The 14,014-nt window shown below is 63.2% G+C and carries 12 protein-coding genes; 2 read left to right on the top strand and 10 right to left on the bottom strand.

What is annotated here, in order from left to right; genetic code table 11:
• Window positions 1-92: 92 nt before the first annotated feature.
• Window positions 93-1,043: a calcium-binding protein gene (locus tag BB934_RS11015; protein ID WP_099509672.1), complete on the bottom strand. Its 951-nt coding sequence runs from the start codon at window positions 1,041-1,043 to the stop codon at window positions 93-95.
• Window positions 1,044-1,833: 790 nt separating this feature from the next.
• On the opposite strand from BB934_RS11015, the gene BB934_RS11010 reads away from it, so the two are divergent.
• Window positions 1,834-3,000, top strand: coding sequence for a GNAT family N-acetyltransferase (locus tag BB934_RS11010; protein WP_099509671.1), 1,167 nt, complete (start codon window positions 1,834-1,836; stop codon window positions 2,998-3,000).
• Between the two features lie 108 nt (window positions 3,001-3,108).
• Here the strand turns inward: BB934_RS11010 and BB934_RS11005 are convergent, their stop codons facing one another.
• Window positions 3,109-3,411 carry a plasmid stabilization protein gene (locus BB934_RS11005; RefSeq protein WP_099509670.1) on the bottom strand — a complete coding sequence of 101 codons (303 nt, stop codon included), beginning with the start codon at window positions 3,409-3,411 and terminating at the stop codon, window positions 3,109-3,111.
• 849 nt (window positions 3,412-4,260) lie between these two features.
• On the opposite strand from BB934_RS11005, the gene BB934_RS10995 reads away from it, so the two are divergent.
• Window positions 4,261-4,602, top strand: a complete 342-nt coding sequence (locus BB934_RS10995; protein ID WP_157934129.1) for a hypothetical protein — start codon at window positions 4,261-4,263, stop codon at window positions 4,600-4,602.
• Between the two features lie 42 nt (window positions 4,603-4,644).
• Here BB934_RS10995 and BB934_RS10990 read toward each other — a convergent pair whose 3' ends face one another.
• The 8 genes from BB934_RS10990 to BB934_RS10950 form a co-directional block, all read right to left on the bottom strand.
• A complete protein-coding gene (locus BB934_RS10990) occupies window positions 4,645-5,604 on the bottom strand; it encodes a DMT family transporter (protein WP_099509667.1) in 960 nt (319 codons plus the stop codon).
• Window positions 5,605-6,033: 429 nt separating this feature from the next.
• Window positions 6,034-7,419 (bottom strand): hypothetical protein, encoded by a 1,386-nt coding sequence (locus BB934_RS48400; protein ID WP_162299154.1) that lies wholly within the window; start codon window positions 7,417-7,419, stop codon window positions 6,034-6,036.
• 117 nt (window positions 7,420-7,536) lie between these two features.
• The gene (locus BB934_RS10975; RefSeq protein WP_099509664.1) at window positions 7,537-7,740 is read right to left on the bottom strand and encodes a hypothetical protein; all 204 of its coding nucleotides are present in this window, start codon (window positions 7,738-7,740) and stop codon (window positions 7,537-7,539) included.
• 263 nt (window positions 7,741-8,003) lie between these two features.
• Window positions 8,004-8,201 carry a hypothetical protein gene (locus tag BB934_RS10970; protein ID WP_099509663.1) on the bottom strand — a complete coding sequence of 66 codons (198 nt, stop codon included), beginning with the start codon at window positions 8,199-8,201 and terminating at the stop codon, window positions 8,004-8,006.
• A 69-nt stretch (window positions 8,202-8,270) separates the two neighbouring features.
• Window positions 8,271-9,074 carry a 5-deoxy-glucuronate isomerase gene (gene iolB, locus BB934_RS10965; protein WP_099509662.1) on the bottom strand — a complete coding sequence of 268 codons (804 nt, stop codon included), beginning with the start codon at window positions 9,072-9,074 and terminating at the stop codon, window positions 8,271-8,273.
• An 11-nt stretch (window positions 9,075-9,085) separates the two neighbouring features.
• Window positions 9,086-9,970: a myo-inosose-2 dehydratase gene (gene iolE / locus BB934_RS10960; protein ID WP_099509661.1), complete on the bottom strand. Its 885-nt coding sequence runs from the start codon at window positions 9,968-9,970 to the stop codon at window positions 9,086-9,088.
• A 152-nt stretch (window positions 9,971-10,122) separates the two neighbouring features.
• Window positions 10,123-11,970, bottom strand: a complete 1,848-nt coding sequence (gene iolD / locus BB934_RS10955; protein WP_099509660.1) for a 3D-(3,5/4)-trihydroxycyclohexane-1,2-dione acylhydrolase (decyclizing) — start codon at window positions 11,968-11,970, stop codon at window positions 10,123-10,125.
• Between the two features lie 92 nt (window positions 11,971-12,062).
• On the bottom strand, window positions 12,063-13,976 hold the full coding sequence (locus BB934_RS10950; protein WP_099509659.1) for a bifunctional 5-dehydro-2-deoxygluconokinase/5-dehydro-2-deoxyphosphogluconate aldolase: 1,914 nt from the start codon (window positions 13,974-13,976) through the stop codon (window positions 12,063-12,065).
• Window positions 13,977-14,014: the final 38 nt, after the last annotated feature.

The raw sequence follows: 14,014 nt of genomic DNA, 5'->3' as shown, positions 1-14,014 counted from the left end.
GGGCTGTGTTCCTACCACAGTGAGATCACGCTTTGGGCGTCGCGCTGCTACTGTCTCTCTCGAATTACGCAGCTTCGTGATCGATCTCAGACCTATAACAGGAAGTCGTTGCGAGAGAGCGTATCTACGTTTCGCACCAAGATTTCGAAGTCGCTCCTTCCGTCACCGTTCACATCGCCCTGAACGATAATGTGGCTGCCACTATCACGTAAGCGAAGCTCTCCAGCCGAGTGGGAGAACGCATTAAAACCGATGAAATGGAAAGCGTTGTTTCCACTCCGCTCCGTATTCGCATCGATCGTACGAAGGTCGATGTCGTCCTGCCTGCGTTGGAAATCGAGTACCTGATCTCGCGAGGAGGACGATCTGCCAGTTTCGGTCGTTGCATTGAAATCGAATAGATCTGCACCTCCGCCGCCATCGTAGAGGTCACGTCCTAAGCCTCCGCTCAGGATGTCGCGATTTCCACCCCCATGCAGAGCATCTCGTCCTGCCCCTCCATCGAGATTGTCGTTGCCCTCGCTGCCATGCAGGACGTCATCCCCGCCGCCGCCGCTCAGAGTGTCTGCGTCAAGCCCACCGAAGATGAAATCGGCATCCAATCCGCCACTGAGCGAGTCCGCGCCTGCGCCGCCATCCAGGCTGTCATTGCCAGCGCCGCCCTCTGCCGTGTCGTTGCCTAATCCGCCGAAAAGTGAGTCGTTGCCGCTCCCACCGTCTAAGGAGTCATTTCCGTTCCCGCCGTCGATGAAATCGTTCCCATCGCCGCCGAAGAGACCTCCAACAAAGGTTTGCCCGGAAAAACTGGAGATGGTTCCTGACTCGTTCCCATCCCCACCATAGATAGTGTCGTCACCGTCGGCGCCATAGCCAACATCGTCGCCCGTGCCACCTTCAAGATAATCGTTCCCTGACAGTCCAAATGTAGGATCCCCGAATGGACCAGTTCCTCCTACCGGGGGAAAAGTCAGGTACGTTGTTCCGAGGAGCACATCATTGCCTTGGCCACCGTAGATCTCATTGGCCGTAGCAACTCCGACCAAGAAGTCATCCCGTTTCCGCCATAGATGGTATCGAACGCACTTCCTAAAGTACTGTTGTCGCTGTCATTGCCGTAAAAGTTCGCCATGGCGTTCTCCTTGCCGATGCAACGTTTTTAGGCTGAAACGCAGACTGTGATAGGGGAAGCGATCGCAAACGATAAGATAATCATCTCATTTGTTTTGCAACAATTGGAAAGATGGCTTCAACCGTTGTTCATGACGACTATTATGGATGAAGTATTTACCGCCCGGATTGCCTGAGAAAATAACCGCTCCTGCGTTCTCAGAAGTTATGGCAGATCAACACCAGAGCTTGCTGCTTTCGATGCGGCCGCTCTCTGGCGCTCGAGGTTCAGGATGCGGATCCGCTCGCTCGGACGTCGAAGGTGTCGCTGTCGTTGATGCTCCGGCCGTCGACAGTTTCGGCGGCACCGGGCAGGTTTGCCATACCTAGCGGCCGGGCAACAAGCATGCGTCGGAGAAACTGCAACTTATCCCACCTCCGGCTGGTTCGACTTTTGCCCGTCGGCCACGATCTCGATCCGTCAGGAAGCGGCAACAGCGATCACCGGTCTCCGTTCCACACACCAAGAGCTGGTGGCGGATCCTCGTTCCTATCTGTGGTTCCCGGAAATTATGGGTATAAGCCGTGCAAATCGAGGGGGCCGGCAGTCATACCTAAGCGGTATCGTTATCTCCGGAAGGGGAGTAGCCCTTCGTTCCATCGAACACAAGAATAAAATTCATCTGCGCAAGTTAACCGGTCCCTCTCGCATGAGATGGACTTGCTGTGGCTGAAGAACCGGAATGGATCGCTAAGTTGAACAGGCATCTTAAGATTGAAATCTTTCGATCACACGAGCAACTGCGCAGCGTGTGGACGGCATTTCAGGATGAGGCCTGCTGCACGGCCTTCCAAACCTATAACTGGATGGGCCCGCTTCTGGACAAGGTCGGGAGCGCGTTATCCGCTGCCCCGGCAATCGTTCTGGTCAGCAGCAAAAGCGGGACGCCGCTGATGCTGGTTCCCATGGCCGAGCGTCAGCATGGAGCGATGCGGATTCTGGAATTCATCGACTTCGGCCTCTGCGATTACAACGCGCCGATCATTCGTCGGGATTTCGCGGCGGAGCTTGCTGGACAGGACTTTTCCAATGTCTGGCGACGAATTCTCGCGCGCCTCGATCGCGTCGATGTCGTGCACCTGCAGAAGATGCCATCCGTCATTGGAGAAGCACCAAATCCTTTCACGCAATTGACTTGTCAGGACGACCTGGTCGCCTTCAACTGTCCTATCGGCTCCGACTTCGCGGATTACATGAAGACGCGGAGCAGCAACATGAATCGCGAATTGCGGCGCTCTCGCCGGAAACTGGAAGCAATCGCGCCGGTCGAACTGAGGGTGGCATCCGATCCGGAGACCGCCGACGCTTTGATGAGATCCATCCTCGCGCACAAATCTGCCTGGTGTCGTGCAAGCGGTGTCCCTGATCTGCTCGGTCAGCCTGCCTACACGGACTTCTATCGCACGATCGTTCAACAGGAGGTGAACGGCGTCGCCCACACAGGTGCGCTCATGGTCGGCGATCGCATGATTGCCGGCATCTTCGGGCTTGTCTGGCGCGGCCGGTTCTATGGACTCATTCAATGCAGCGATTTCGAGAATTATCGGGCGTACTCGCCGGGTAGTCTTCTGCTCGCTGAAGTGATCCGCTGGAGCTGCGAGAACGGGGTATCCCTTTTCGATTTCTCCATCGGCTCGGAATCCTACAAGGGCCGTTGGGCCGACGAGGAGCAGCAGCTCTATCAGCACGGACAAGCCTTCAGCGTCATGGGTAAGCTGGTCGATATGCGCCGCCGTGCGCTGGCCGGTTTCAAGAGCAGAGCACATCCGCAGCTTGTGGAGGCTCTTCGAACCCTGAGGAACAAGACGGGAGCGTCAGCCCAAAGTTGGTGATGCTTTTCGGATCGCAAGTTGATCAGCGCTATCGATCTCGAATGCGAACGCATCCTGTCGGGCTAGCACTATCGCCTTGGGCAGAGCATCGGCATCTCAACAGGCCGATCAGCTCGCATTCCGCTTTCGTGTGGCTGCTGCCTTCTTCGCGGACGCCGAGCGAGCCGCGGCGGGACGCTTAGCCGAGGCCGCTCCTCCAGCGGCGCCGCCCTTTTTCGCCGACGTCTTCGTATCCTTCTTGCCCCGTCCGGAACCGCTCTTGTTGCCACCCCCGCTTTCCTTGTTGACGGTGGCCCAGGCGCGCCGCTCGGCTTCCTTCTCGGAGACGCCACGGCTCTCGTAACCTTCCTCGATATGCTCGGCCTTGCGCTTCTGCTTGTCGGTATAGGCGGACTTGTCACCGCGGGGCATAGGCTGCCTCCTTGAAATCGACGCGAAATGCATGAGCCCTCGAGCCTGCTTCCCGTCGTCCGGAGGGAGCTCTCGGCTCGAAGCTCGTTCATTTGCGAAAAACGAGGAGTCGAAGAATCGGTTCCGGCCCAACGGTCCTTCCGCGGCTCGAAGCCACGAAGGCGCCATGACGGGCTGCACAGTCCGATCAGGTTGTCGTGGCGGGGCAGATAAGGAGGGCCGAGGATCCGTGTGGCTTAAGCGATCCGGCAGTCAGAAAGCCGCTCCTTCGGGAGGCTCTCTCCGCTTAGGATCTCGTGGCCGGCGCTGGTGTCCCTGAAGGAGGTCAGGCCTCACGCGACGGGCGCCTATTGTTGGCGTTCGGCGGATTGCAGCTTCCGGAACTCATCCAATTCGCCTGAGCGATCGGCGCTCGTCTTGGCCCTGCCTGAGGTTCGCATGTAAACCAGGCTTGCGGCCAAGATTGCAAACAGGCTCCCGCAAAGCGGCATGCTGACAAGGGCGATGGTTGCTCCATAAGGCCAGAGCAATACGCAACTGACGCCGCCCCCGACCAAAGCCGCAACCAAGTAAATGATTATCATCCCGCGTCCTCTCTAGGGGACTACCTCAATCGCACCTTAACGGAGTTTGCTGGCGTTTGAAAAGCACCGGTCGAAGTGTCGCAGACTTGGACATGCCGTAGGAAAAGATATGCCGTAACGGAAAGACGCGCTGGAGGTTTCACCCTTTATAGTCCGCCGGCTACGACTGGCGGGGCCTTTCTTGGTCCCGCCATGCCATATTACATACTGCCACGATACAACAGAGTCTGTTTTTCCATCTTCTAACGGGGTCATCGTTGGCAGCATGATGATGCGACTGAAATCACTTCCTCTGGCGATGGCCGGTCTCCTTCTCGCGAACGTCGCCGGCGCTCAGGCTCCCGAGGGCCAAGCTGGCTGGCGCGAGCGGCAGGAGAAGTTCAACAAGCGGATCGAGGCCAGCAACAGGCGGGCGACCCGGAGCATTTGTGCGGATCTCTGCAAGGAGCAACGACGACCGGCGCATGTCGAGCCCGATGAGCTGCTCGAGCCGGAGTTCACCTCCGCAACTGCTTACGAGCGCGCCCGCACGCCCTATGAGATGCAGCTCGAGAGCGAAGGCCTGCAGGCTGAGGGTGGCGGCGCCAGTCCCCTCACCGTTCCCTAGAGCATTTTTCGGCGAAGTGGATCCGGTTTTCGCTGACGCCGCCTACGCGGCCTGGGCCGGGCGCGGTTTCGGCTTGATCGCGTTGGCGAGCACGATGCCGGCGACGATGAAGGCCGCTCCGGCGAGGTCGTAGCCGTGCAGGCCTTCGCCGAGGAAGAGATAAGCCAGGATGGCGACGAAGACCGTCTGCAGGTAGAGCAGCATGCTGGCGCGTCCTGCACCGAGCGTCTCGACGCTGCGGTTGTAGAGGTAATACATCAATGCGCCGCCCGGGCCGGCCACATAGGCAAGCGCCAGAAGGCCGCTCGCATGCAGCGACGAGCGTTCGCCGGACACCAGCTCCCACAGGTAGAAGGGCAGGGCGGCCAGCGCGCCGGCGCCGAGCAGGAGAACGACCATCGGCAAAAGCTCGATGCCCAGTTTGGCGCGGCGCAGGAGCACGGTGTAGAGGCCCCAGCAGATGGCGCTGCCGACGATCCACAATTCGCCGGGGCTGAACTGGAGCCGCATCAGCGCGGCGAGGTCGCCGCGCGCGACGATTACCCCCATTCCAACGAGAGCGAACGCCGCGCCGAGCGCCTTCCAGGGACCGAGCGGCTCGCCGAGCACGAAGCGGGCGAGCACCATCGTCATGATCGGCGACAGGGCCATGATGATGCCGGCGGTGGTCGCGTCGGTGTGGTTGAGGCCGGTATAGATCATACCCTGGCAGAGCGTCAGGCCGATCGTGCCGATGGTCAGCACCTCCAGTGCCCGCGATCGGAGGAGCGCGATCATCGCCGCGTGGTGACGATGCACGATCGGCAGCAGGATCGCGCAGGCGAGCGACAGCCGCCAGAAGCACAGCGCCCAGGGCGGCATCTCCGGAGCGGCCCACTTTGCGGCGATGTAGACGCCGGCCGAGAGGAGCCAGCAGAAGGTGGCCGTGAGATACGCGGACAAAGGCACGGCGCCCGCGATCGCCTTGCCGTCGCTGGGATGAGCTATCGGCAGAGATTGAATGTCCGTTCCCTCCGATTTTGCGATGACCTTAGCATGATCGCGGCCTTCCGCGGAGCGGTAGCGGCAGGCCGAGATGACGGCTCCGGACCCGGCAAAGCGCGCATACGCGAATCATCCAACTAAAGTTGTCCCGTGCAATAACGATGGAATATCCATGCTTACTGCAGATTATCGGGTTCAATATTGAAGACTATATGAGACCTAAACCGAAGGAGTAATCCTTAAGATGCATTAATTACTGACAAAAGGATGATTTCTGTTCAAGGGGTACCGATGAAGGCCGATTATCGGAACCAATTCCTTTCACTATGCTTCTCTCATCAAGATTTCTTGTCCGGGTAACTCCGGAATTTCCCCATCTTGACTCGGGAGTTAAGTATGAAGCGTACCCACAAGCTTGCCTTGGCAGGCGCCGCTACCCTTTTGTCGTCAGTCGCGGTCTTCACCGGCGTCTCGAGCTCGTATGCCGCGCCAGCGAACAAGGCTCGCCCGGCCCGCGTGGCGCAAGTCTGCGTTCCGGCCGTGCCGAACCCGTCCGATTACACCAATTGCCGTCTGGTCCGTGTCCAGGGCGATACGACCTGCCGGTGCCGGATCGTTCCGCAGGAGCAGCGCCAGGTCCAGACGCCCTTGGATCGCGGGAATCTCGTCACCGGGGCAGTCCTGGGCTTGGGCGCATTCGGTCTGATCAACACCGATCGGCCCGGCGACCATGGCGGCACACGCGAGGGCTTCGCCTCGAACAACGCGCCCGGCGGCACGAGCCCTGGAACGCCCGGCGGCGGCTCGAATGCCGGTGGCGGTTCCGGAACGGGCAATTCCGGTGGCGGCGGACACTCGGACAATGCGCCGGGGAAGGGCAATAGCGGCGGAGGCGGATCCAAGGGCGGCAGCTCGGGAAGCGGCGGCTCGGGCGGCTCGAATCCCGGTGGAGGCACCAACCCCGGCGGCACGAGCCCCGGAGGTGGGACCTCTCCCGGAGGTGGGACCTCTCCCGGAGGCGGAACCTCTCCCGGTGGCGGAACCTCTCCCGGAGGCGGGACCAACCCAGGGGGCGGGACCAATCCTGGTGACGGCGGCAACCCCGGTGGCGGCACGAACCCGGGTAATGGCGGCAATCCCGGCGGTAACAACCCGGGCGGTGGTGGTCACCACGGTGGCGGCGGACACGGTGGTGGGCATCACGGCGGTGGCCACGGCGGCGGAGGTCATGGCGGGGGTGGCCACAATGGCGGAGGTCATGGCGGTGGTGGTCATGGCGGTGGAGGTCACGGCGGTGGTGGTCACAACGGCGGAGGCCATGGCGGCGGTGGTCACAACGGCGGTGGTCATGGCGGAGACAATGGCGGCCATCACGGCGGCGGAAAGGACCATGACGGCGGTGGCAAAGGTCACGGCGGCGGGAGAGGCGATCACGGCAACGATGGTCCCGGCCGCGGCGGCCATGATCATGACGGCGGCGGCAAGGGCGGCCGCGGAGACCACGGAGGACGTGGCGATCATGACGGTGGCAAGGGCGGCGGTCACGACGACGGCGGCAAAGGCGGTCGTGGGGATCGCGGCAATGACGACTCGGGTCGTGGCGGCGGAAAAGGCTCCGGCGGCGATCACGGGGGCGGCAAGAGCGATGGCGGCCGCGGCGGAGACAACGACGGTGGCGGTAAAGGTGGCGGCCGTGGAGGCGACAGCGACGGCGGCGGCAAGGGTGGCGGCCGTGGAGGCGACAGCGACGGCGGCGGCAAGGGCGGTGGCCGTGGAGGCGACTCGAAGCGCTGACGCCTGATCGCCTGCAAAACACGAGCCCCGCCGGTCCATCGGCGGGGCTCAATCATTTTCGGAGCAGCGGATCCGATCCTGACCAAAGAAGCGGCATCGTCGGGCCTGTCATAAATCGACACGAATACCCGCCGGGACGGCTGCGCCGTCGATCGATCAACCGGCAGGATTCTCGCCGACGGTCCGGCAACCGGCGCGGTTTCGCGCAAGGCTTAGCTCGCGCCGACCTTCTTTCGTTTGCGCTACGCTCGGCAAGATGGCGTGACGGACCTCGAGGCCGCTCTCGGTGGATCGGCCGCGCGGCTTCACCGATGCGCTGATGGTGACGCGGTTTCCGGAAATGGGGTCGAGGATGGTCATCGGTCGTCTTCTTTCGGTCGGCATGCAGACGATGCCGCACATGGAAAGAAACTGTTTGGCGTGAGATCCGTTCGAGGTGCCATGCGCGCGGTGTGCGCTCGAACACCAAGAACCGGCGGGGCCTCGGTTCCGAGCAAAGGCCGAGCCCCAGAGGATGGCAGAATCAGGTGCAGGACAATGCGGCCGGCATCGCTACGCTCCTCGTCGTGCGTGTCCGAGGGCCTATGCTCCAAGCCGCGCCGAGAGCCGTCACGCGCGATGCGTCAGCGATCCCATTTGATGTTCAGTGCGCTCGTCACGAGCCGGTCGATGAGCACCGGCGCATCCGCTGCCATCCGCTCGATTCCCGTCACGGCTTGCCGCGTCATGCGGCCGTTCAGGAACGCGTAGTCCATCACGATCGCGCTGATGAGCGCTAGCGCGGTCTTGAAGGCACGCGAGGCGAGATCGGACCAGGACATGAGGCCTCTCAGGGAAACTCTGTTCGCCTCATGCCCGAAAGGCTCGGGCGGATCAAGGGACAGGCGGCCTCAGGCCTGTTTCAGCATCCATTCGTGGTCCGGGTCGTTGTGGAATTTCCAGATCCGCTTCGGGCCGGCCATCACGTTGAGATAATAGAGCTCGTAGCCATGCGGCGCGCCGACCGGATGATAGCCCTTCGGCACCAGCACCACGTCGCCATTGCTCGCGGCCAGCGTCTCGTCGAGCGAGCGGTCGTCCGTATAGACCCGCTGCAGAGCAAAGCCGGAGGGCGGGTTGAGGCGGTGGTAATAGGTCTCTTCCAGCAGCGATTCGTTGGGCAGCATGTCCCGGTCGTGCTTGTGCGGCGGATAGCTCGACCAATGGCCGGACGGCGTGATGACCTCGACCACGAGCAGGCTTTCCGCCAACTCGGTCTCCGGCAGGATGTTGCGCACGTGGCGCGTGTTCGTGCCCTTGCCGCGGGTTTCCTGCCCCACTTGATCGGGCGCGATCACGCGCGCGGGCAGCTTGCCCTCGGCCGGCGCGGTGCACACGGCGATCTCGCAATCGGTCTCGGCCTTGAGCGACCATTCGGAGCGTGCGGGCGCATAGAGCGACCACGGGTCCGGCTCGAACGGCGAGCTGCGCCCGCCGATCGTGCCGAAATCCTGGCCTGAGGCCGCCACACGCGCCTTGCCGGAGAGCAGGACGATGCAGGCCTCCCGGTCGCCCGTCGCCTGTTTCAGGCTCTGCCCGCTTTCGAGCCGGTAGACCTCGAAACCCACATAGGTCCATCCGGCGGATTCCGGCGTGATGGCATGGATGCGCCCGTGCTCATCGGGCTTCGACGGTTTGAAGAGGAGGTTCGACATCGCAATCTTCCTTATCGCAGGCCGGCGTCCTTGAGATACCGGGTGAGATTGGCATAACCCATCTTGGCACAGGTGAGCGGGTGCGCCTTCTTCGGATCCTGCTCCGCCTCGATCACCACCCAGCCGCTATAGCCCGGCAGTTCCTTGAACACGGAGACGAAATCCACCATGCCGTCGCCCGGCACCGTGTAGACGCCTTCGATGACGGAATCGAGGAAGCTCCAGCCCTCGGCCTTCGACTTTTCCATCACGCTCTTCCGCACGTCCTTGGTGTGCACATGGCTGATGCGGCTGCGGTAGCGGCGGGCGAGCGCTGCGGGATCGGCACCGCCCCAGGTCGCATGTCCTGTGTCGAGAAGAAGATGCACAGCCTCGCCCGTGGAGCGCATGAAGGCGTCGATATCGGCCTCCGATTCCACGATGGTGCCCATGTGGTGGTGATAGACCACGCGCACGCCTTCCTGCAGGGTCCGCTCGGCCACTTCGGTGATGCGGCGGCCGAACTCGGCCCAGTCGCCGTCCTTCATCACGGGGCGCTGCGACAGCGGCTTCGAGCGGTCGCCGTGGATGGCGTTCGAGGTCTCGGCGAAGACCAGCACGTTAGAGCCCATGCTTTTCAGAAGATCGAGATGCGGGCGCAGAGCCTTCATCTCCGCATCGGCGTCTCGCTTCAGAAGTTCGGCGGAATACCAGCCGGAGACGCAAGCCAAGCCGAAGGGTGCCAGCGCCTTCTTCAACGCCTCCGGCTCGCGCGGAAACTTGTTGCCGAGTTCCATGCCCTCGAAGCCGGCTTCCTTGGCCTCGGCCAGGCAAACCTCCAGCGGCGTCTCACCGCCAAGCTCCAGCATGTCGTCGTTGGACCAGCCGATGGGATTGGCCCCGATGCGGATCGTCATGATTGTTATCCTTTCTCGATCATATTCCTCAACCTCATCCTGAGGAGGGCCTTCAGGCCCGTCTCGAAGGAGGATCCAGTGCTTTCTGAAGTCTCCTTCGAGACGCCGCTTCGCGGCTCCTCAGGATGAGGGCAGTGTTTGTATTCGCAGTCTCAATCGCCCACCCGCTGCGCGGCAAGGGCCGTTTCGTAATTCTTGCGTGCCGTCTTCACCGGCTCGCGCACCGAGACTTCCGGCACCGCCACGTCCCACCAATGACCGCCAGCATCGGTGGAAGCGAGCGGGTCGGTGTCGATGACGATCACGGTGCTGCGCTCGGCGCTGCGCGCCTTCTTCAGGGCATCCTCAAGTTCGCCGATGCCCTTCACCTTGATCGCCTGTGCGCCGAGGCTTGCCGCATGCGCCGCGAAGTCGATCTCGGGAAGGGTCACGTGGTTCGTGTGCTGCAGCAGGTTGTTGAAGCTTTCGCCGCCGGTGGCGCGCTGCAGGCGGTTGATGCAGCCATAGCCGCGGTTGTCGAGCAGCACGATTATCAGCTTCTTGTCGAGCATCACGGAAGAGGCAAGCTCCGAATTCATCATGAGATAGGAGCCGTCGCCCACCATCACGATCACTTCGCGCGAGGGATCCGCCATCTTCACGCCGAGCCCGCCGGCGATCTCGTAGCCCATGCAGGAATAGCCGTATTCCATGTGGTAGCCGAGGGCGGTGCTCGCTTTCCAATGCTTGTGCAGCTCGCCCGGCAGGCCGCCGGCGGCACAGACCACCACGTCGGTCGGCTGCGACGTGCGCTGCACCGCGCCGATCACCTGCGCATCGGAGGGCAGTTCCGCGTTGGTCGGATCCGTGTAGCGGGCGGCTTTGTCGAACCAGCGGGTTTTCTCCTGGCGCGCCTTTGCCGTCCAAGCGTCGGGGGCCTTCCAGGCGCCGAGCGCGCGGCTCAGTTCCTCCAGGCCGACGCGCGCGTCGGCGACCAGCGGCAGCGCGTTGTGCTTGGCCGCATCGAAGGTCTGCACATTGAGGCCGACGATGCGCCGGTCCGGGTTCTTGAACAGGGCCCAGGATCCGGTGGTGAAGTCCTGCAGGCGCGTGCCGACCGCGATCACCACATCGGCCTCTTCGGCGAGCGCGTTGGCGGCGCCCGTGCCGGTCACGCCGATGGCGCCGAGATTGGCTTGATTGTCGTGCGGCAGGCTCGACTTGCCGGCCTGCGTCTCGCCGACGGAAAGGCCGTGCTTCTGCGCGAAGTCAGCCAGCACTTTTTCCGCGCCGGAGTAAAGCACGCCGCCGCCGGCGACGACGAAGGGCTTCTTCGCGTTGCGGATGAGGTCGGCGGCGTCCGCGAGTTCTGCCTCGTCGGGGCGGATGCGGCGCGGCGTCCAGATCCTGTCCGCAAAGAAACTTTCCGGATAATCGTAGGCCTCGGCCTGCGTGTCCTGGCACAATGCCAGCGTCACCGGCCCGCATTCGGCGGGGTCGGTGAGCACGGTCATGGCGCGTTGCAGCGCGGGGATGATCTGCTCGGGTCTGGTGATGCGGTCGAAATAGCGCGAGACGGGCCGGAAGCAGTCGTTGGCCGACACCGTGCCGTCGGAAAAGCTTTCGATCTGCTGCAGCACCGGATCGGGCCTGCGGTTGGCGAAGACGTCGCCGGGAAGAAGCAGCACCGGCAGGCGGTTCACATGGGCGACAGCGGCGGCCGTCACCATGTTGGTGGCGCCGGGGCCGATGGAGGTGGTGCAGGCCATCATGCGCCGGCGGCGCGAGGCCTTGGCGAAGGCAATGGCCGCATGAGCCATCCCCTGCTCGTTATGGGCGCGGAAGGTGGGAAGGGTCTCGCGCACCCCGTGCAGCGCCTCGCCCATGCCCGCCACGTTGCCGTGGCCGAAAATGGCCCAAACGCCGCCGAAGAGCGGCAGGATTTTTCCATCGATCTCCGTCTTCTGCGCCGTCAGGAATCGGGCGACGGCTTGCGCCATGGTCAGGCGGATCGTGCTCATGCGTGTTCCCCTTAGAAATCGCGTCGCAGGGTTTTCAGGTTTTCCCGTTCATGGAAAGAGGGCAGGGCCTTCTGCCGGCTCCGCCCTTGGTATTAGGCCGCCCTCGAGCGGGCCGAGACCCGCTGCCAGGCATCGACGAGACGCTGGAAACGGGCGGCCATGTCGGCGATTGCGGCCTCATTGGCGATCTCGCCCTTGAGCCAGCGCCGCGCGGCGTCGTTGAAGATCGTGCGGCCGACCGCAAAGCCCTTCACCTGCGGCTCCTTGGCGGCTGCAGCGAAGGCTGCCTCCAGTTCATCCTCCGGCGCCTCGAGCCCGAGCAGCACGATGCCGCGGCAATAGGGGTCATTCCGGGTGATTACGTCTCCGATGGCATGCCAGGCGGCTTCGTCCCGCTGCGGCTCGAGCTTCCACCAGTCCGGCTTGATGCCGAGATCGTAAAGGCGCTGCAGGATGCCGGCGACGGTATCGGTCTTGAGCGGCCCGTGCTTGCCGGCGATGATTTCGACCAGAAGCTCGCGGCCGATGCGCCGCGCGGCGTCGTGGAGGCGAAGCAGGTCGCGCTCCTGTTGCTGCTTCAGCTCCGGTGGATCGTCGGGATGGTAGAAGCACAGGCATTTGATGGTGTGCCCGACCGGCCATTCCACGAGCTTGGCGCCGAGCGAGCCGCCGCCCTCGAAATCGAGCGGTCGCGAGCCCGGCAGCTCGACGGGGCGGCCGATCCAGAACGGATGATCGGCGGCGCGGAACAACGCTTCGCGGCCATAGGTGCCGTCGATCAGCATGCCGAAGCCGGGGCGGCCGTCCGCCACCTTCGCCGCGGCCTCGACGGCGAGCACCTTGAAGTCGGGAATGCGCTCGACCGGCGCGCCGATCTCCTTCGCCATTGCTTCGAGCTGCATGCGGTGGTCGATGGCGAGCGCCATGAGGGCCGGGCTCTCAGGCCGGCGCGTCGTCGCCCAATGAATGTGGTTGATGTCCTCGTCGAAGCGCAGGGCCTTGTGGCGGCTGCCCACCTTCAGGAAATGCTGCAGCTCGGGGAAGGTCGGAATCTCGGGCGAGCAGAGCAGGCGCGAGACCGCAAACGCCCCGCTCGCATTGGCATAGGCGCAGCAGGTCTCGAGCTTTTCGTCTTTCAGCCATCCGCGCAGGAAGCCGGAGAGAAAGGCATCGCCCGCGCCGAGCACGTTGTAGACCTCGACCGGGAAGCCGGGACCCTTCACGCCGTCGTCCAGCGAGGCGGGAATCTCGGCCGGAAACACCACGCAGCCCATGGGGCCGCGCTTGCACACGATGGTCGCCTTCGAGATCGCGCGGATGGCGCGGATGGCGGTGAGCGTATCTTCCGAGCCGCCCGCGATGTGCAGCTCTTCCTCCGTGCCGACGACGAGATCGCAATCGGCGAGGATCGGCTTCAGGTGTTCCGTGACCGCATCGGAGCGCACGTAACGCGATTCGCCGGCGCCGTGGCCGAGAAGGCCCCAGAGGTTGGGGCGGTAATCCACGTCGAACACCACCTTGCGGCCATTCGCCTTGGCGATGCGGATCGCCTTCTTCTGCGCGGCGGCCGTTTTCTCGCGCGAAAAATGCGTGCCGGTGACGACGATGGCTGCGGCCGAGGCGATGAAGCCCTCGTTGATATCGTCCTCCGTCAGCGCCATGTCGGCGCAGTTGTCGCGATAAAAGATCAGCGGAAAGGAATCCTCGTCGCGCACGCCGAGAAGCACGAGGGCGGTCAGGCGCTCCCCGTCGGTGACGATGCCTTTCGTCGAGACGCCCTCGCGCTCCATCTGCTCGCGGATGAACCGGCCCATGGCCTCGTCGCCGACGCGGGTGACGAGGCCCGATTTCAGGCCGAGTCGCGCGGTGCCGATGGCGATATTCGCCGGGCAGCCGCCGACCGCCTTGGAGAAGGAGGCCATGTCCTCAAGCCGCCCGCCCACCTGCTGGCCGTAGAGATCGACCGAGGAGCGTCCGATGGTGATGACATCCAAGGCTGGCTTCATGCTATTCCTCCCGCTCCCGGCCTTGTAGAACCGTGTGA

This window comes from Microvirga ossetica, from assembly GCF_002741015.1.
Classification (GTDB): domain Bacteria; phylum Pseudomonadota; class Alphaproteobacteria; order Rhizobiales; family Beijerinckiaceae; genus Microvirga; species Microvirga ossetica.
This window is presented reverse-complemented; position numbering and strand designations above follow the sequence as displayed.

Bases quoted from the DNA above. Each gene is read 5' to 3' on its own strand.
- iolD (WP_099509660.1), bottom strand. From the start codon at position 11,970: ATGAGCACGATCCGCCTGACCATGGCGCAAGCCGTCGCCCGATTCCTG.
- BB934_RS10970 (WP_099509663.1), bottom strand. From the start codon at position 8,201: ATGTCCTGGTCCGATCTCGCCTCGCGTGCCTTCAAGACCGCGCTAGCG.
- BB934_RS10950 (WP_099509659.1), bottom strand. From the start codon at position 13,976: ATGAAGCCAGCCTTGGATGTCATCACCATCGGACGCTCCTCGGTCGAT.
- iolE (WP_099509661.1), bottom strand. From the start codon at position 9,970: ATGACGATCCGCATCGGGGCCAATCCCATCGGCTGGTCCAACGACGAC.
- BB934_RS10975 (WP_099509664.1), bottom strand. From the start codon at position 7,740: ATGACCATCCTCGACCCCATTTCCGGAAACCGCGTCACCATCAGCGCA.
- iolB (WP_099509662.1), bottom strand. From the start codon at position 9,074: ATGTCGAACCTCCTCTTCAAACCGTCGAAGCCCGATGAGCACGGGCGC.
- BB934_RS10995 (WP_157934129.1), top strand. From the start codon at position 4,261: ATGATGATGCGACTGAAATCACTTCCTCTGGCGATGGCCGGTCTCCTT.
- BB934_RS48400 (WP_162299154.1), bottom strand. From the start codon at position 7,419: ATGGACCGGCGGGGCTCGTGTTTTGCAGGCGATCAGGCGTCAGCGCTT.
- BB934_RS11005 (WP_099509670.1), bottom strand. From the start codon at position 3,411: ATGCCCCGCGGTGACAAGTCCGCCTATACCGACAAGCAGAAGCGCAAG.